General features: G+C 73.2%; 17 protein-coding genes and 1 pseudogene. 6 read left to right on the top strand and 12 right to left on the bottom strand.

What is annotated here, in order from left to right; all coding sequences use genetic code 11:
• Positions 1–64 precede the first annotated feature (64 nt).
• From MMSR116_RS01170 to MMSR116_RS01155, 4 genes are all read right to left on the bottom strand, one after another.
• Entirely contained in the window at positions 65–355 is a 291-nt protein-coding gene (locus MMSR116_RS01170; protein WP_010686793.1) for a DUF4424 family protein, read from the bottom strand.
• A gap of 103 nt (positions 356–458) precedes the next feature.
• Positions 459–797: a heat shock protein HspQ gene (gene hspQ / locus MMSR116_RS01165; RefSeq protein ID WP_010686794.1), complete on the bottom strand. Its 339-nt coding sequence runs from the start codon at positions 795–797 to the stop codon at positions 459–461.
• Positions 798–844: 47 nt separating this feature from the next.
• Entirely contained in the window at positions 845–1,243 is a 399-nt protein-coding gene (locus MMSR116_RS01160) for a nuclear transport factor 2 family protein (RefSeq protein WP_010686795.1), read from the bottom strand.
• On the bottom strand, positions 1,240–1,977 hold the full coding sequence (locus tag MMSR116_RS01155) for a DJ-1/PfpI family protein (protein ID WP_039894600.1): 738 nt from the start codon (positions 1,975–1,977) through the stop codon (positions 1,240–1,242). Before MMSR116_RS01155 ends, MMSR116_RS01160 begins: the two co-directional genes overlap by 4 nt.
• A 54-nt stretch (positions 1,978–2,031) precedes the next feature.
• On the opposite strand from MMSR116_RS01155, the gene MMSR116_RS01150 reads away from it, so the two are divergent.
• Positions 2,032–3,015 carry a GlxA family transcriptional regulator gene (locus tag MMSR116_RS01150; protein WP_039894641.1) on the top strand — a complete coding sequence of 328 codons (984 nt, stop codon included), beginning with the start codon at positions 2,032–2,034 and terminating at the stop codon, positions 3,013–3,015.
• Positions 3,016–3,020: 5 nt separating this feature from the next.
• Here MMSR116_RS01150 and MMSR116_RS01145 read toward each other — a convergent pair whose 3' ends face one another.
• The 8 genes and pseudogenes from MMSR116_RS01145 to MMSR116_RS01110 all read right to left on the bottom strand — a co-directional run bounded on the left by MMSR116_RS01145 (position 3,021) and on the right by MMSR116_RS01110 (position 11,033).
• Positions 3,021–4,070 (bottom strand): HpcH/HpaI aldolase/citrate lyase family protein, encoded by a 1,050-nt coding sequence (locus tag MMSR116_RS01145; protein WP_010686797.1) that lies wholly within the window; start codon positions 4,068–4,070, stop codon positions 3,021–3,023.
• Positions 4,071–4,176: 106 nt separating this feature from the next.
• Positions 4,177–5,494: pseudogene (locus tag MMSR116_RS01140) on the bottom strand (tlde1 domain-containing protein).
• Between the two features lie 199 nt (positions 5,495–5,693).
• Positions 5,694–7,022: an AmpG family muropeptide MFS transporter gene (locus tag MMSR116_RS01135; RefSeq protein ID WP_010686799.1), complete on the bottom strand. Its 1,329-nt coding sequence runs from the start codon at positions 7,020–7,022 to the stop codon at positions 5,694–5,696.
• A 118-nt stretch (positions 7,023–7,140) separates the two neighbouring features.
• Complete coding sequence (locus MMSR116_RS01130; protein ID WP_010686800.1) at positions 7,141–7,752, bottom strand: pyridoxamine 5'-phosphate oxidase family protein; 612 nt, start codon at positions 7,750–7,752, stop codon at positions 7,141–7,143.
• 7 nt (positions 7,753–7,759) lie between these two features.
• A complete protein-coding gene (locus tag MMSR116_RS01125) occupies positions 7,760–9,472 on the bottom strand; it encodes a lysine--tRNA ligase (protein ID WP_039894601.1) in 1,713 nt (570 codons plus the stop codon).
• A gap of 127 nt (positions 9,473–9,599) precedes the next feature.
• A complete protein-coding gene (locus MMSR116_RS01120; protein WP_039894603.1) occupies positions 9,600–9,878 on the bottom strand; it encodes a type II toxin-antitoxin system RelE/ParE family toxin in 279 nt (92 codons plus the stop codon).
• The gene (locus MMSR116_RS01115) at positions 9,875–10,102 is read right to left on the bottom strand and encodes a hypothetical protein (RefSeq protein ID WP_010686802.1); all 228 of its coding nucleotides are present in this window, start codon (positions 10,100–10,102) and stop codon (positions 9,875–9,877) included. Before MMSR116_RS01115 ends, MMSR116_RS01120 begins: the two co-directional genes overlap by 4 nt.
• Before the next feature lie 64 nt (positions 10,103–10,166).
• Positions 10,167–11,033 carry a transporter substrate-binding domain-containing protein gene (locus MMSR116_RS01110; protein WP_432419885.1) on the bottom strand — a complete coding sequence of 289 codons (867 nt, stop codon included), beginning with the start codon at positions 11,031–11,033 and terminating at the stop codon, positions 10,167–10,169.
• A gap of 158 nt (positions 11,034–11,191) precedes the next feature.
• Here MMSR116_RS01110 and MMSR116_RS01105 point away from each other — a divergent pair, with 158 nt between their 5' ends.
• From MMSR116_RS01105 to MMSR116_RS01085, 5 genes are all read left to right on the top strand, one after another.
• Positions 11,192–13,138 (top strand): glycosyltransferase family 2 protein, encoded by a 1,947-nt coding sequence (locus MMSR116_RS01105; protein ID WP_010686804.1) that lies wholly within the window; start codon positions 11,192–11,194, stop codon positions 13,136–13,138.
• A 65-nt stretch (positions 13,139–13,203) separates the two neighbouring features.
• Positions 13,204–13,449, top strand: coding sequence for a hypothetical protein (locus MMSR116_RS01100; protein ID WP_010686805.1), 246 nt, complete (start codon positions 13,204–13,206; stop codon positions 13,447–13,449).
• Between the two features lie 103 nt (positions 13,450–13,552).
• A complete protein-coding gene (locus MMSR116_RS01095) occupies positions 13,553–13,795 on the top strand; it encodes a hypothetical protein (RefSeq protein WP_010686806.1) in 243 nt (80 codons plus the stop codon).
• 54 nt (positions 13,796–13,849) lie between these two features.
• Entirely contained in the window at positions 13,850–14,731 is an 882-nt protein-coding gene (mazG, locus tag MMSR116_RS01090; RefSeq protein ID WP_010686807.1) for a nucleoside triphosphate pyrophosphohydrolase, read from the top strand.
• A gap of 77 nt (positions 14,732–14,808) precedes the next feature.
• Positions 14,809–15,135 carry a hypothetical protein gene (locus MMSR116_RS01085; RefSeq protein ID WP_010686808.1) on the top strand — a complete coding sequence of 109 codons (327 nt, stop codon included), beginning with the start codon at positions 14,809–14,811 and terminating at the stop codon, positions 15,133–15,135.

Raw genomic sequence — 15,135 nt, 5'->3', positions numbered from 1 at the left:
CGCCGCGAGGCGGGCCCGTTCCAGGGGCCGGACCGCGAGGTTCGGCCCCGCGCGTTTGCGGCGCCTACCGGCTCCCCATCGGGCGCGACTCCGGCATTACGATCAGCACTGCAGGTCCTGATCCGGCCGGTGGTCCCGGGCTTCCCAGCGGACCAGGGTGGGGGCCGACCCGGCTGCGGAACAGGTACGACACGGTGATCCGGTCGCGGGCGATCGACAGGTCCGCGCTCGCCAGCGCGCTGCCGGGCTCGCGCCGGAGCACCAGCCCGCCGGCATCGAGTTCGGCGGCGCGGACGGGGGCGCAGAGGAAGCCGGCGGCCAGGGGCGTCGTCGCGAATCGGGATCTGGTGACCATGGCGCGGAGCCCGTCCGACGGCGCCCGCCGTCGCACGAGGCGACCGTCGCGGGCTTGCCGGACCCTTTTGCCGAGCCCTTTTCCCGGACCCTGGCGCGACCGGTCAGTTCGTGGCGCGGTCGCGCATCCGGTAGGCGCCCGCATCGTCGCGCACGAACATCTCGGCGATCGCGGCGTGGCGCAGGGCCTCGCCCGAGGTGTCGGGCAGCAGGTTCTGCTCCGACACGTAGGCGACGTACTCGGTCTCGGCGTTCTCGGCCAGGAGGTGATAGAAGGGCTGGTCCTTGCGCGGCCGCACCTCCTCGGGGATCGACAGCCACCATTCCTCGGTGTTGTCGAACACCGGATCGACGTCGAAGACGACGCCCCGGAACGGGTAGATCCGGTGGCGCACCACGGCGCCGATCGCGAACTTCGCGGTTCTCAGTGTCACGTCCGTCATGGTTCGATCCGTCCAGGACGGACAGATAGGTCCGATGACGGATCGTGTCACCCGCCGCGCACCGATCCTCCTGTATTGGCGGCGCGAAGAAGCAGATCCCGGACGGCGATCGCCTCGGGCAGGGGCCGCCAGAGCACCGTCATCTCGCGGATCAGCCCGGCCTCGTCGAGGCGCCAGACATCGGTGCCGTCGATCCGGTGGGGGCCGGCCGAGGCCCCGAAGAACGCCGCCGCGTAGACGGGCCCCTGCAGGATCTCGCGGATCTCGAAGGCGTCGATCGTCGCCAGCAGCGCGTCGACCACCGGTCGGATCGCGGCCTTGCCCCGCACGGGCTCGGCGGCGAGCGGCGTGTTGAGCACGACGCCGTCGGCCATCTGCGCCAGCATGGCGTCCCGATCCTTGGCCTGCAGGGCGGCCGCGAAGGCGCGCACGTGGGTGAGGTTCATCGGGGGTCTCCTCCAGGGACCCGGATGCCGAGTTCGGCCGCGATGGCGCGGGCCGTGGCCTCGCGCCGGGCGGTGATGTCGGCCGCCGCCGCCCGGGCCCGCGCCAGGATGGCCGGCGGGGCCGTGCCGGGCGTGCCGCTGTCGAAGGGGGGCTCGGGCGCGTACTGGATGCCGAGCTGGATGCCTTGCGCGGCCTCGTCGCCGCGCAGCTCCGCGGCGAGCCGCAGCGCCCCGTCGATCCCCGCGGTGACGCCGGCGGCGAAGACCCAGGTGCGGTCCTCTCCGTCGCGGTCGATGACGACGCGGGCGTCCACCGGCTCGGCGCCGAAGAACGGCAGCAGGTGGACCGCGTTCCAGTAGGTCGTCGCCCGCCGCCCCACGAGGAGGCCCGCGGCCCCGAGGAGGAGGGCGCCGGTGCAGACCGAGAGGACGTGGCTCGCGCCCGCCGCCTGATCGCGGATCCAGCCGAGGATCGCGGCGTCGCGCATCAGCGCCTCCTGGCCATGGCCGCCCGGCACGTGGAGCACGTCGAGACGCGGGGCGTCGCGCAAGGTCGCGTCCGGCAGCATCCGGAGGCCGCGCACGTCGCGGACGGGCTCGGGGCTCGCCCCGTAGATCCGGTAGGTGCTGTTGGGCACCCGCGACAGGACCTCGAACGGCCCGGTGAGGTCGATCTGGTCGAGCCCCTCGAACAGGAGCGAGCCGATCTGAAGGTGCGTGTCGGTCGGGATCATGCCGATGCCTCCGTGGTGGACAGCGGGACCCTACCGCGGCAGGATCTGGCGGACATGCCAAAGACCCCTCGCATCTCGCCAAACACGCCGCGGCCCGTGGAAGTGCTGGCCTTCCCGGAGGTGCAGCTCCTCGACGTGGCCGGACCGCTCCAGGTCTTCGCCACCGCCAACGAGCATGGCGGCGCCGGCACGCCCTACGCGCCGCGCGTGGTGTCGGCCGGCGATCTGGCCCTCACCGCCTCGGCGGGCCTGCGGCTGATGGTCGACCCGCTCCCGGACCGCGACGCGCCGGTCGACACCCTGGTGATCGCCGGCGGACCCGGCGTCGTCGCGGCCTGCGGCGACGTGGCCCTGGTGGCCTGGGTGCGGGACCGGGCCGCCCGCGCCCGCCGGGTCGCCTCGGTCTGCACCGGCGCGTTCCTGCTGGGCGCGGCCGGCCTCCTCGACGGGCGGCGGGCCGTCACCCACTGGAAGCATTGCGGCGCGCTCGCCGCGCGCCATCCGCGGGTCCGGGTGGAGCCGGACCCGATCTTCGTGCGCGACGGACCGGTCTGGTCCTCGGCGGGCGTCACGGCCGGCATCGACCTGGCGCTGGCCCTGGTGGAGGAGGATCTCGGCCGCCCCCTCGCCCTGGCGGTGGCGCGCCACCTCGTGATGTTCCTCAAGCGCCCCGGCGGGCAGGCGCAGTTCAGCGCGGCGCTGGCCCTGCAGGCGGGGGAGGAGCGGTTCGGGCGGCTCCACGCCTTCATCGCCGAGAACCTCTCGGGCGACCTGTCGCTGCCGGCGCTGGCCGCAGCCGCCGGGATGAGCGAGCGCAGCCTCAGCCGGCACTATCTGGAGGCGACCGGCCTGACCCCGGCCAAGGCGGTGGAGCGCCTGCGGGTGGAGGCCGCCCGGCGGGCGCTCGCCGAGACGGCGCAGCCGGTGAAGCGCATCGCCCGGAGCTGCGGCTTCGGCTCCGAGGAGACGCTGCGGCGCAGCTTTTCAAGGCATGTCGCGGCGACGCCGCAGGAGTACCGGGCGCGGTTCGGGGCGTGAAAGAGTCACCCCAGCTTGTACACCGCCGCCAGCTCCGGATCCTTCGCGGCCACGAGCTTGGCCAGATCCACGATGACCTTCGCCTGCTTCCAGGTGGCGTCGTCCTGCATCTTGCCGTCGAGCATCACCGCGCCGGTTCCGTCCGGCATGGCCTCGACGATCCGGGCCGCGAAGGCGACCTCGGCCGGATCCGGCGCGAAGACCCGCTTGGCGATCGCCACCTGGCTCGGATGCAGCGTCCAGGCCCCGGCGCAGCCCATCAGGAAGGCGTTGCGAAACTGCGCCTCGCAGGCATCGCCGTCTGAGAAATCGCCGAACGGGCCGTAGAAGGCCTTGATGCCGTTGGCCATGCAGGCATCGACCATCTTGGCGATCGTGTAGTGCCAGAGATCCTGCTGCGCCGTGGCCCGGGGGGCGTCGCCCGAGGGATCGCTGAGCACCCGGTAATCCGGATGGCCGCCACCGACCCGGGTGGTCTTCATGCCGCGCGACGCCGCGAGATCCGCCGGCCCCAGGCTCATGCCGTGCATCCGCGGCGAGGCCGACGCGATGGCGTCGACGTTGGCCACGCCCTCGGCGGTCTCCAGGATCGCGTGGACCAGGATCGGCTTCGTCACCCCGTGGCGCGCCTCGAGCTGGGCGAGGAGCTGGTCGATGTAGTGGATGTCCCACGGCCCCTCGACCTTGGGCACCATCACGACGTCGAGCTTGTCCCCGACCTCGGCGACGATCGTGAACAGGTCGTCGAGAATCCACGGCGAGTTGAGGGCGTTGATCCGGGTCCAGAGGCCGGTGCCGGTGGCGGCGAAGTCGGTGGCCTGGGCCATGGCCACGAAGCCCTTGCGCGCCGCCTCCTTCTGGTCGGCGGGGACCGCGTCCTCCAGGTTGCCCAGCACCACGTCGACCGTGCCGGCGAGCTCCGGCACCCGGGCGCGGACCTTGTCGTTGTGGGGCGGCACGAAGTGGATCATCCGCTCCAGCCGCACCGGCAGCTCGCGGAACGGGGCCGGCGCGCCGGTGGCGAGGGGCTGGAAGAAGCGGCGGGGCAGTTTCATCGGGTGCCTCTTGTCAGGGCTGGCGTCTGAGCCCCGTTAAGGCAGGCTTGGGCGGGCGCGTAAAGCCGCGCCGCGCGGAAGTGATCTCCGACTTTCGGCGCAGCCCTTATCCGCGCCGGCCCGGACGATCGGCCATGCCGATCCGGCTGCCGAAGAAATCGCCGCCGCTGCCGGCCACCACAACGAGCCGCCGGACCTCGCCGCGCAGGAAGGCCTGCAGGAAGCGGTTGTAGTCGCGGAACGAGACGCAGCCGTTCGACGCGCCGGGCTGACGCAGCATGTAGGTGTGGGCGAGCAGGCCGTCGCGCCCGTGGATCGCGGCGCTGCCGCCCACCGGGTTGAGGCGGATCGCCCGCACCCCGTGGAACAGGCGCTCGCGCTCCGTCAGGTCGTAGGTACCGGGGGGCGGTCGAGCCGCGCATCCGCAGGTGGACGTAGCGCGGGTTGTCCATGGCCTCGCCGAGGCCGGAATGGGCCTCCAGCACCTCGCCGGAGGGCAGCGTCACCGTGCGGGCGGTGATGTCGTAGACCGCCGTGCCGGCCACCGACTCGGGCGCCGGGCTGATCCGGGTGCGCGGGGCTTCCTGGGGCAGGGCATCCGGGCTGGCATAGGCCAGCGCCTGGCGCGCCTCCTGGCGGGACTCCTCCCGAGACCCGCCGCCGAACAGCTTCTCGAAGAACGAGGGCTCCTCGGCCATCGCGGCGCGGAACACGTCGCGGGTGCGGGGCATGGCGCGGGCGGCCACGCGGATGGGCGCCGGGGCGGCGCGCCGGAACTCCGGCGGCCGCGCCACCGGCAGCGGCACGAGGGAAGAGGTGGCGACGGGCGCGAGGGCCGCCGGCGTCGGCGCGGCCTCGGCGGTGCGCAACTGCGGCTCCGGCGTCTTCGCGGCCTCGACGATCCTGGCCTGGGCAACCCGGGCCCGGGTACTCCGGACCTGCTCCGCCTGTGCGACCTGCCGGGCGATCTCCCGGATCGCCGCCGGCGGTTCGGCGACGGCGACCAGGAATCCGGGGGCGGGCGGCGCCTCGTCCCCGAAGGCGCGCGCCGCGCCGGAGCCCAGGGCGGCCCTCGGATCGAGCATCCAGGCGACGCTCGGCCGGGGCGCCGGGTCCCGGGCCGTGGCCAGGGTGGACCGGAGCGCGGGGGCCGGCTCCGCGGTGGCCGCGACGGCCGGCGGCTCGCCGACGGGCGGACCCGGCGGAGGGGTGAGCACGGCCCAGCCGGCCAGGGTCACGGCCGTCAGCGCGATGAGGCCGGTCAGCCGGGCCCGGCGGCGGGCGCGCCGCATGGCGCTCGGGTAGGGGGCCCGAGTCCGGACGACGGGGTCGTAGGGGGTCTCCACGTAGGTGATGCGCGGGGGTGCCGTCCGCGCGGGCGCGGCGGCGCGGTACGCGGTTCGGGAGATCGCAGCCTGGGCCATTCGGGGAACTCGCGTCCGCGCTTCCCCGCAGGCAGCCGCCACCGTTCGCCCGCGGAGGCTTTTTCCGCGCGCGTGGTCAGGGTTGCCCGTCTGGGGAGGACATCAACCGTCCCCGCCATTAAGCCGCCCCATGGTTAATCTCCGCTAAAGAGACAACCGCCGGCTGCGATCCCGGGCGGGACGCCGCCTCGCGCTGGTTTCACGCGGCCTGCCCCGGCGCCTCCATCGGCCCGTGCCGGCGCGCCACCAGGACGCACAGCAGCGCCACCGGGATACCGATCAGGGACGTGCCGACGAAGAACCACGCGAACCCGGTCTGCTCGATCACGAAGCCCGAGAACCCGGCGAGCAGGCTGCCGGGCAGGGCGCAGAGCGAGGTGAGCAGGGCGTACTGGCTCGCCGCGTGCGCGGTGGCCGAGAGCCGGGACATGTAGGTGATCAGCACGATCGACGCGAAGGCGTAGGCGAAGCCGTCGATCCCCACGGTGACCGCGAAGGTCCAGAAGGCGGCGCCGCCATGGCCGCCGTGCCAAGCGAGATAGGCCAGCGCGAGGTGCGAGGCCGAGGCGGTGACGGTGCCGATCAGCAGGCTCGCCATCATGCCGATCCGCGGGATGATGGCGCTGGCGAGAAAGGTCCCGCCGAGCGCGATCCAGAAGCCGAACAGCTTCGTCACGGTGGCGATGTCGGTGTTGGAATAGCCGAGCGTCTTGAACAGCGGGATCGCCATGGCGTTCGAGACGTAGCCGGGCATCCGGAAGCCCGCGACCAGCGCCAGCACCGGGACGGCGAGCGGCCCGAGCCGGGCCAGGAGGTCGCGGATCGGCGCCCAGACGGTCTCGACGAACCCGCCGGTGGCGGGCGCCTCGGGGGCAGGGGGCTCGGGCGCCAGCAGGGCCGCGACCGTGCCGGGGGCCATGAGGGCGGCCATGCACAGGTAGGCGGCGCGCCAGCCATAGGCGTCGGACAGGTAGAGGGCGCCCGCCCCTGCCGCGAGGTTGCCGATCCGGAAGCCGATCTCCGACCAGGACGACATCAGCGCCTGCTGCTCGGGGGGCGCGGCGGTGATGCGCCAGCCGTCGATCACCACGTCCTGCGTGGCGCCGGCGACGCCGAGCGCCAGCGAGAACGCCACCGTCCAGGCGAGCCAGTTCGCCGGATCGCCGAAGGCGACGCCGGCGAGCGCGAGCGCCACCAGGATCTGCGTGGCGACGATCCAGCCGCGGCGCCGCCCGAGCCAGCGGCCGACGAGCGGCGCGTCGTACCGGTCGAGGAACGGCGCCCACAGGAACTTGAGCTTGTAGGCGATGGTCAGCTCGCTCATCAGCCCGATGGTGGCCAGCGGCACCTTCGCCTGGACGAGCCACGCCGACTGGGTCGCGTAGACGAGCAGGAACGGGATCCCCTGCGCGAAGCCGAGGCCCAGCACCGCGGCGACCCGCCGGTCGGTGAACAGGGGGGTGAGGAAGGCGCCCGTCCCGGCCTTCACCGGCTCGGGCGCGCCGGTGACCTGCGCCGGGTTCGCCATGCACGCGTCTCCTGAGCCTCGGGGGAGGAGAGAGCAGAGATGGGCGGGGCGTGCAACCGGCACGCCCACCCTGCCGTGGACCGCGACGACACGGTCGGGGCCCGGACCGGCCCGGTCCTCACCACATCGTCTTCGCCGCCCGCTCGGGCCATTCGGCATCATAGCGCGCACCGCCGACCGCGCCCGCGGTGAGCGCCGCCAGGATCGCCCCGGGCGTCGGCAGGGTCGCCGGATCGACGCGGGCCTCCGCGTCCCACAGCCCCGCGCGGATGATCGCCCGGGCGCACTGGAAATAGACCTCCGCCACGGTGATCACGACCGCGGTGCGCGGCGCGTGCCCGTCGACGCGGAAGGAGGCAAGGAGATCCGGATCGGCCGAGATCAGGGCCGTCCCGTTCACCCGGAGGGTCGTGCCCGAGCCCGGGATCAGGAACAGCAGCCCCACCCGGGGGTCGCGCACGATGTTGCGCAGCGAGTCGATCCGGTTGTTGCCCCGCCGGTCCGGCAGGATCAGCGTGCGCGGGTCGGCGACCTGCACGAAGCCCGGCCGGTCCCCGCGGGGGCTGCAATCGAGCCCCTCGGGGCCGCTGGTGGCCAGCACCGCGAAGGGCGAGGCCGCGATCAGCGCCGCGTAGGCGGGCGTGATCGAAGCCGCCACCTTGGCGGTGGAGGCGGGCGCCAGGGGCGCGTCGTAGATCGCCTCCAGCGCGGCGAGGCTGTCGACGATCATCGCGCGGTCACACGTCCTCGAGCGACGGGGCTTTGCCGGCCGCGAAGGCCGCGTGCTCGGCCACCAGCGCCCCCGACAGCGCGGAGGCGATCAGGGCCCGCGTCTCCGCGACGCCGTAGAGCGCCACGAAGGAGCCGAACCGGGGTCCGCGCGCCTCGCCGAACAGCACGTTGTAGAGGCTGGTGAACCACGCCTGCGACACGCCGGGCCGCCCGTCCGGGCTCTTGGCCTTGCCGGACGTGTCGGGGAAGTGGCGCCGCCCGACCTCGTAGACCGCCGCCTGCAGGGCCTCCGGATCGGTGGAGCCGGCATGGTCCTTGAGCGTCTCCGACAGATCCTCCAGCGCCGCCCGCTCCTCGGGCGTCGGCGCCCGGTAGGTCTTGGCCGGGCGCACGAAATCCGAGAAGTACTTCAGGGCGTGCACCACCAGCCGGTCGAGGCCCGGATGGGTCTCCGGCCCGGTCTGCGGCGCGTAGCGGCGGATGAAGCCCCACAGCACCGCCGGATCCTCGGTGTTGGCCACCGCGGCGAGGTTGAGCAGCATCGCGAAGGTCAGGCTCGCGCCCTCGACCCGCTCGGGCTCCGGCGGGTTGCCGGCGTGGAGGTGCCAGACCGGGTTGCCGAGCCGCAGCTTCGCGTCCTGCCCGGCATAGCGGTCGAGGAAGCCGATATACTCGTCCACGTGCCGGGGGATCACGTCGAAGAACAGGCGCTTGGCCTCGCGCGGCTTGTTGTACATGAACAGGGCGAGCGAATCCGGCGTGCCGTACTTGAGCCATTCGTCGATCGTCAGGCCGTTGCCCTTCGACTTCGAGATCTTCTGGCCCTTCTCGTCGAGGAACAGCTCGTAATTGAAGCCCTCCGGCGGCTCGCCGCCGAGCGCCCGGGCGATCTTGGCCGAGAGCTTGACCGAATCGATCAGGTCCTTGCCGGCCATCTCGTAATCGACGCCCAGCGCCACCCAGCGCATCGCCCAGTCGGGCTTCCACTGCAGCTTGGCGTGGCCGTCGGTCACCGGGGTCTCGTAGCGCTCGCCCGTGGCGGGATCGCGCCACACGATGGTGCCGGTGCCGGCCTTCACCTCGTCGATCGGCACCTGCATCACGTGGCCGGTGACCGGGTGGAGCGGCAGGAACGGCGAGTAGCTCGCCGAGCGCTCGGCCCGCAGCGACGGCAGCATGATCTCCATCACGGCGTCGTAGCGCTCCAGAACCCGCAGGAGCGTCGCGTCGAACACGCCCGCGCGGTAGCATTCGGTCGCCGAGCGGAACTCGTAACGGAACCCGAACGCGTCGAGGAAGCGGCGCAATTCGGCGTTGTTGTGCGCCCCGAAGCTGTCATGGGTGCCGAACGGGTCCGGCACGCGGGTGAGCGGCTGGTTGAGATGGGCGGCCAGCATCTCGCGGTTCGGCACGTTGTCCGGGACCTTGCGCAGCCCGTCCATGTCGTCCGAGAAGGCGATCAGCCGGGTCGGCACCGCGTCGCGGGTGAGCACCCGGAAGGCGTGGCGCACCATGGAGGTGCGGGCGACCTCGCCGAACGTGCCGATATGCGGCAGGCCCGAGGGGCCGTAGCCGGTCTCGAACAGGATCTCGGTCTTGCCGGATTTCTCCAGCCGCGCCACGAGCTTGCGCGCCTCCTCGAAGGGCCAGGCGGCGGCGTTGGCGGCGGCCTCGACGATGTCGGGGTCGAGGGTCAGGGCTGGGGGAGCGGCTGGCATGTGGTCTGGATGAGCGCGAATGGGAAGCGCCCACCCTAGAGCGGTTCGCATTGGAGCGGAACGTCTGGCGGTGCAATGCGGGGCCACGATCACCCGCAGCGACGATGGCACGATCAGCAGAGCGCGGTCAGACTTGCGACCGGCGCGCGCTGTGCCGGATGCCCAGTATGACGACTTCGCCTGCGCGGACGCGATACGTGATCGCGTAGGGGTAAGGGCGTACGAGGAGCCGCCGAACTCCGGGTCGCGCGGTCGTTGAGCCCGCGAAGGGATGTTGCAGAAGTAGATCCATCGCAGCCTGAACGCGTTGCAGGACGTGACGCGCGCCCTGCGGGTTCAGCACATCGATATAGGTAAGCACCCTGTCGAGCTGAGCTGCCGCGGGGCGGGTCAGCAGCAGCTTCACAGGCCATGCTTGGCCCAGATGGCGCGCACCTCCGCGTCGGTCGCGTAGTCGCCCCGCGCCTCGGCGGCATCAGCTTCGTCGAGCTCCGCCTCTTCCTCCGGGGTGAACTGGTAGACGGGGCCCTCGTCACCCACGAAGGCCAGAAGCAGGCGAGCGATCTCGTCCTGTCGGTCCGGAGGCAGGTCGCGCGCCTTCGCCATGGCCAGTTCGAGCAGATCCGTCATGGTGCAATCCGACAGCCGAAGCCCGGCGGGCAGGATCCCCGATTCCCGCCCGCGATGAAAGCCCTCAGAACGGGCTGACGGGGAAGAACCGCAGGTACAATTCGGTGTATTTGCCGTCGTCCCACACCCGCTGGAGCGCGTCGTCCAGCGCCCGGGAGAGGGCGGCGTCCTCCTGGCGGGTGATCAGGCCGATGCCCTCCCCGAAGTATCGGTTCTCCAGGTAGTCGCCGCCGATCAGCGCGCAGCACGACTCCGCGTCCTGGCCGCCGACATAGAGCGCGAGGTTCAGGCCGTCGGCGAAGAGGTAGTCGATCTCGCCGCGCTTGAGCGCGCTCTCGGCGGCCGCGAGGTCGGCGAAGTCCCTCGGTACGGCCTTCGGGAAGAACGCCTTAAGGTAGGCGGCATGGGCGCTGCCGGCGATGACCCCGACGCTGCGGCCGGCGAGCGCCGCCGCCGAGGGGACGGGGAGGCCCCTGTCGGTCCGGGCGGCGAAGCGCGCCGGCCAGCGGAAATACGGGCGCGTCGACAGGAATTTTTCCCGCAGCGTCGCGGTCAGGGGAATCGCCGCCGCGACCACGTCGCCCTGCTTGCCGTCGAGGGCGTCCAGGAGGGTGTCGAACCGGCGCGCCTGCACCGTGCAGGAGATCGTCAGCTTCTCGCACACGGCCCGGGCGAGCTCGACCACGAAGCCGGTGGGGTTGCCGTCCGGCCCGGCGAAGTGCAGCGGCGGGAACTCGTCGTCGGTGAGGAAGCGGACGGCGCGGCCGGTCTGGGGGGCGTCCACCCGCTCGCCGCGGCTGCGCGGGTTCCAGAAATCCGGCACCGCGACGGCGGGCGTGGCCGCCGGAGCCGCGGTCTGCGGTGCGGACGGCTGGGCAGACGGCGGGGCGGTCTGGGCGGCGGCACCGACGCACTGCGACCCGCAGCCCAAGCCGACGACGAGTGCGGCAGCCGCGAGCCAGGATGGGACAAGGATCCCACGCGCTCTTGACGACGGGGCGGGGGCGGTGCTCCTCTCGGAGCGGGGGAGGGGGACTGGCTCACCCGCCCCCTCTACCACGTCCCGAGGCCACCGGGGGAGCGCGCGGCGTGTCGTTCCAGCGCCCGCCTGCGGCGCAGGCTGCCCTGCCGCCGGAGGTCGCCTTCCTTCTCGCGCAGGGCGTCGACGGCCGCCTGCTCGCCCGCGCCGCCGCGGAGGCCGCCGCCGCCGGGACGGACGCGGCGACCGCCCTGCTCAACGGGGGCCTGATGGCCGAGGCGACGTATTACCGGGCCCTCGCCCGGGCGCTCGACGCCCCCTACCTCGACGGGCCGATCGCGTTCGGCCTGGGCCTCACCTTCCCGGGGAGCCTCGTCACCGGCCTCGCCCCGCTGGCCCTCGGTTCGGTGGCACCCTGCGTGCTGGCGCCCCGCGGCCGGGCGATCGCGGACCTCCTCGATGGCGCCCACCGCATCGCCCGGCCGGCGATCACCAGCCCGACCCATCTGCGCGAAGCGGTGTTCGCCGCGATCCCCGGGCAGGTGGCCGATCATGCCGCCAACGACCTGCGGCGGCGGATGCCCGAGCGGGCCACGGCGCGAGAGCCGGCCGTCTGGTGGCTGATGCTCCTCGTCCTCGCGCTCGCCGCGGGGCTCTGCCTGTGCGCGGCCCTCCCGGCGCCGCTCGTCCGCGCCGCGGCCCTCGCCGCGCAGTGCCTGTTCCTGGGCATGACGACGCTGCGGCTCGCGGCCCTGGCCATCCCGGCGCCGGTGGCGATGGCGGACGGGGCCGTGGCGCCGCTCGCCGATGCGGACCTGCCGGTCTACACGGTGCTGGTTCCCCTCCATCGCGAGGCCGCGGTGGTGCCCCAGCTGATCCGGGCGCTGGCCGCCCTGGACTATCCGCCGGCCAAGCTCGACATCACGCTCCTCATCGAGCGGGACGATGCCGAGACCGCGGCGGCCCTCGCCCGCATCCCCCTGCCGGCCCGGTTCGCGGTGATCACGGTGCCGCCGGGCGCCCCGCGCACCAAGCCCCGGGCGCTCAACGTCGCCCTGCCGCTCGCCCGCGGCGCGCTGCTCACCGTCTACGACGCCGAGGACGCCCCCGATCCCGGGCAGCTGCGGCTGGCGGCCGCCCTGTTCGCGCGCCTTCCCGACAGCACCGCCTGCCTCCAGGGGCGCCTCGTGATCGACAATGCCGGCGATTCGCGGATCGCCCGCGCCTTCGCCCTCGAATATGCGGGCCTGTTCGATGTCCTGAACCCGGCGCTGGCCCGCTGCGGGCTGCCGGTGCCGCTGGGCGGCACCTCGATGCACCTGCGCACCGGGGTGCTGCGGGCGCTGGGCGGCTGGGATGCCTTCAACGTCACCGAGGATGCCGATCTCGGCCTGCGCCTCGCCCTGGCGGGCTACACCGTCGGCGACCTGCCCAGCACCACGCTCGAGGAGGCGCCGGCCCGGTTCGCGCCCTGGCTCGCCCAGCGCACCCGCTGGCTGAAGGGCCTGATCCAGACGAGCCTCACCCACGGGCGCCGCCCGCTGGCCAACGCGCACAGCCTCGGCGGCCTCGAGGCGCTCTGCGCCGTCGCGCTGGTCCCGGGCACCGTAGCCTCGGCGCTGGCCTATCCGGTGTGCCTCGCCCTGGCGGTCTGGTCCCTGCTGATCCAGGACGTCCCGGCCGCGTCCGCCTTCCTGGACAACCTCGTCACGGGGCTGTCCATCACGCTGTTCGGGACGGGGCTCGCGGCCCTGGTGCTGCCGGCGCTGCTCGGCTGCGCCCGTCGCGGCTGGGGCGACCTCGCCCAATCGGTCCTCTGGATGCCCGCCTACTACCTGATGGTCAGCCTGGCCGCGTGGCTCGCGCTGGTCGAGCTGATCCGCGCCCCGGACCGCTGGAACAAGACCCGGCACGGCCTGGCGCGGACCTCGCGCAGCGGCCGGCTGCGGCGCCCCGGACGCCCTGCGACACCGTGGACCGGACACCGGGCCCCCGCGGGCGGACGAATGCGATTCCCTTTAACATGGGTCAACTCCGACATCCGCCGCAGCCCGTAGCCTCGGCTTGCCGTAGAGGCCCGCATCGCGGGCGGCCGGTCGATCACCGCGGAGTGGGCAGAGCGATGCCGGCCTATCATCTCCGACGCACCCTAGAGCACGCGGACGGCCGCTGCGGCCTCGCCTTCGCCAGCGACCGCCTGGAGGCGGAGGACGCGGAAGCCGCGATCCGCGGAGCCCGGGACCTCTGCCGCAAGGCCGCCGGCATGCTCCTGACCGGGGCGGTGCTGATGGACGAGGTCGGGCAGATCCTCTGGTCGTTCAGCCTCGCGCTCGCCCGGGAACCGCTCTGCATCCGGCCGACCAGCTGAGACAGGCGCAACGACAGGCCCGACGCCTTCGCGACGCCTTGCGCGACGACTTGCGCAACGCTTGGGGCCGGCGGCCGTTGTCGGCGCAGGGTGTGGGTGTCCCATGGCAACGATCGCGATCCTGATCGGCACGCAGGCGGGCGCCCGCCTTCTCGCCGCCGCCTCCGAGCGGGAGGCTGCCCTGTCGGCGGAGACCTTCCTGCTGCGCCTGCCCGTCCGCACGCTTCCCGCCCCGCTCTGGGTCCAGTGCGCCGATCCGGCGGTCAGCGGACGCCTGACCGGCTACCTCAACGCCCTGCAGGACGAGCAGGTGCGCGAACGCGACGCCCGGGTAAGGCGCGCGTGAGTTCGCGCGAGGGGTGGATTTCCGTTTCGTGCCCCATGCTCTAACGCCTTCCGCATGAGCGACGCACGCGAGCCGGGACCGGCGCCGGAGCAGATTCCGGGGGAATCGCCCCTGCACAGGCTCCTGCGCCTGATGGCGGCCCTGCGCGATCCGGACCGCGGATGCGCCTGGGACGTGGCGCAGACCTTCGAAACCGTCGTGCCCTACACGATCGAGGAGGCCTACGAGGTCGCCGACGCCGTGGCGCGGGGCGACCGCGCCGACCTGCGCGACGAACTCGGCGACCTGCTCCTCCAGGTGGTGTTCCACGCCCGCATGGCCGAGGAGGCGGGCGCCTTCGCGTTCGACGACGTGGCGCGCGCGATCGGCGACAAGCTGATCCGCCGCCATCCGCACGTGTTCACCCCCGACGGCGGGCTTCTGCCCGAGGGCTCGCCGCTGCGCGACCCGGCGCAGGTCGAGGCGCAGTGGGCCGCGATCAAGGCGCAGGAGCGGGCGCTCCGGCACGCCGACCGGGGCGAGGCGCCCCCCGACCCGCTCGGCGGCGTCGCCCGCGCGCTGCCGGCCCTCGCCCGGGCCGAGAAGGTCTCGCGGCGGGCGGCCGCCTACGGGTTCGACTGGGACGACGCCGTCCAGGTCGTCGGCAAGGTCCGCGAGGAGACCGACGAGGTCGCCGAGGCCCTGGCGGCGGGCGATACCGGGGCCCTGTCCGAGGAGATCGGCGACCTGCTGTTCTCGGTGGCCAACCTCGCCCGGCATGCCGGGATCGACCCGGAGGCGGCGCTTCGCGACGGCACCGCCAAGTTCGAGCGCCGCTTCGCCGCCATGGCGGAGCAGCTGCGGGCGGCCGGAGGCGCGCTCGGCCGCTCGGACCTGCCCGCCATGGAGGCCGCGTGGCAGGCGGTGAAGCGCGCCGAGGCTGCGCGGGACCCGTGAGCGGGCGCGGCGATCATCCGCGGCGGCGGCTGCCTCCGAGGGCTCGACAGGCGCCGGCCGGTGGATATGTTCCGCGCATGCGTCTTGCCCTTCCCCTCCTCGCCGCCCTCACGGTGGCCGCCCTGTCCCGCCCCGCCGGAGCCGAGACGATCGTGAACGAGCGATTCGGCTGCCACACGCAGGAGGTCACGGACCGCCTGTTCAAGCTCGTCATGGCCGGCGAGGAGGAGGCGTTCGGCCAGCTCCTCAAGGTCAGCCTCGCCAGCGGCGAGTGCCGGTCCTGGAAGCTCGGCGAGGAGGTCCGGCTGGAGAACCGGACGATGACCTACGGCTGCATCGCCCTGAAGGACTCGCAGGACCGCTGCTACTGGACGCCGCTCAGCGCCATCGAGAAGGCGAACTGA

This window comes from Methylobacterium mesophilicum SR1.6/6, assembly GCF_000364445.2.
GTDB classification, from domain to species: Bacteria; Pseudomonadota; Alphaproteobacteria; order Rhizobiales; family Beijerinckiaceae; genus Methylobacterium; species Methylobacterium mesophilicum_A.
Note: the sequence above shows the minus strand (reverse complement) of the source record. Positions and strands in the feature narration are given on the sequence as shown.

Bases quoted from the DNA above. Each gene is read 5' to 3' on its own strand.
- MMSR116_RS01125 (WP_039894601.1), bottom strand. From the start codon at position 9,472: ATGCCAGCCGCTCCCCCAGCCCTGACCCTCGACCCCGACATCGTCGAG.
- MMSR116_RS01155 (WP_039894600.1), bottom strand. From the start codon at position 1,977: ATGATCCCGACCGACACGCACCTTCAGATCGGCTCGCTCCTGTTCGAG.
- MMSR116_RS01085 (WP_010686808.1), top strand. From the start codon at position 14,809: ATGCGTCTTGCCCTTCCCCTCCTCGCCGCCCTCACGGTGGCCGCCCTG.
- MMSR116_RS01160 (WP_010686795.1), bottom strand. From the start codon at position 1,243: ATGAACCTCACCCACGTGCGCGCCTTCGCGGCCGCCCTGCAGGCCAAG.
- MMSR116_RS01095 (WP_010686806.1), top strand. From the start codon at position 13,553: ATGGCAACGATCGCGATCCTGATCGGCACGCAGGCGGGCGCCCGCCTT.
- hspQ (WP_010686794.1), bottom strand. From the start codon at position 797: ATGACGGACGTGACACTGAGAACCGCGAAGTTCGCGATCGGCGCCGTG.
- MMSR116_RS01100 (WP_010686805.1), top strand. From the start codon at position 13,204: ATGCCGGCCTATCATCTCCGACGCACCCTAGAGCACGCGGACGGCCGC.
- mazG (WP_010686807.1), top strand. From the start codon at position 13,850: ATGAGCGACGCACGCGAGCCGGGACCGGCGCCGGAGCAGATTCCGGGG.
- MMSR116_RS01115 (WP_010686802.1), bottom strand. From the start codon at position 10,102: ATGACGGATCTGCTCGAACTGGCCATGGCGAAGGCGCGCGACCTGCCT.
- MMSR116_RS01150 (WP_039894641.1), top strand. From the start codon at position 2,032: ATGCCAAAGACCCCTCGCATCTCGCCAAACACGCCGCGGCCCGTGGAA.
- MMSR116_RS01135 (WP_010686799.1), bottom strand. From the start codon at position 7,022: ATGGCGAACCCGGCGCAGGTCACCGGCGCGCCCGAGCCGGTGAAGGCC.
- MMSR116_RS01130 (WP_010686800.1), bottom strand. From the start codon at position 7,752: ATGATCGTCGACAGCCTCGCCGCGCTGGAGGCGATCTACGACGCGCCC.
- MMSR116_RS01145 (WP_010686797.1), bottom strand. From the start codon at position 4,070: ATGAAACTGCCCCGCCGCTTCTTCCAGCCCCTCGCCACCGGCGCGCCG.
- MMSR116_RS01170 (WP_010686793.1), bottom strand. From the start codon at position 355: ATGGTCACCAGATCCCGATTCGCGACGACGCCCCTGGCCGCCGGCTTC.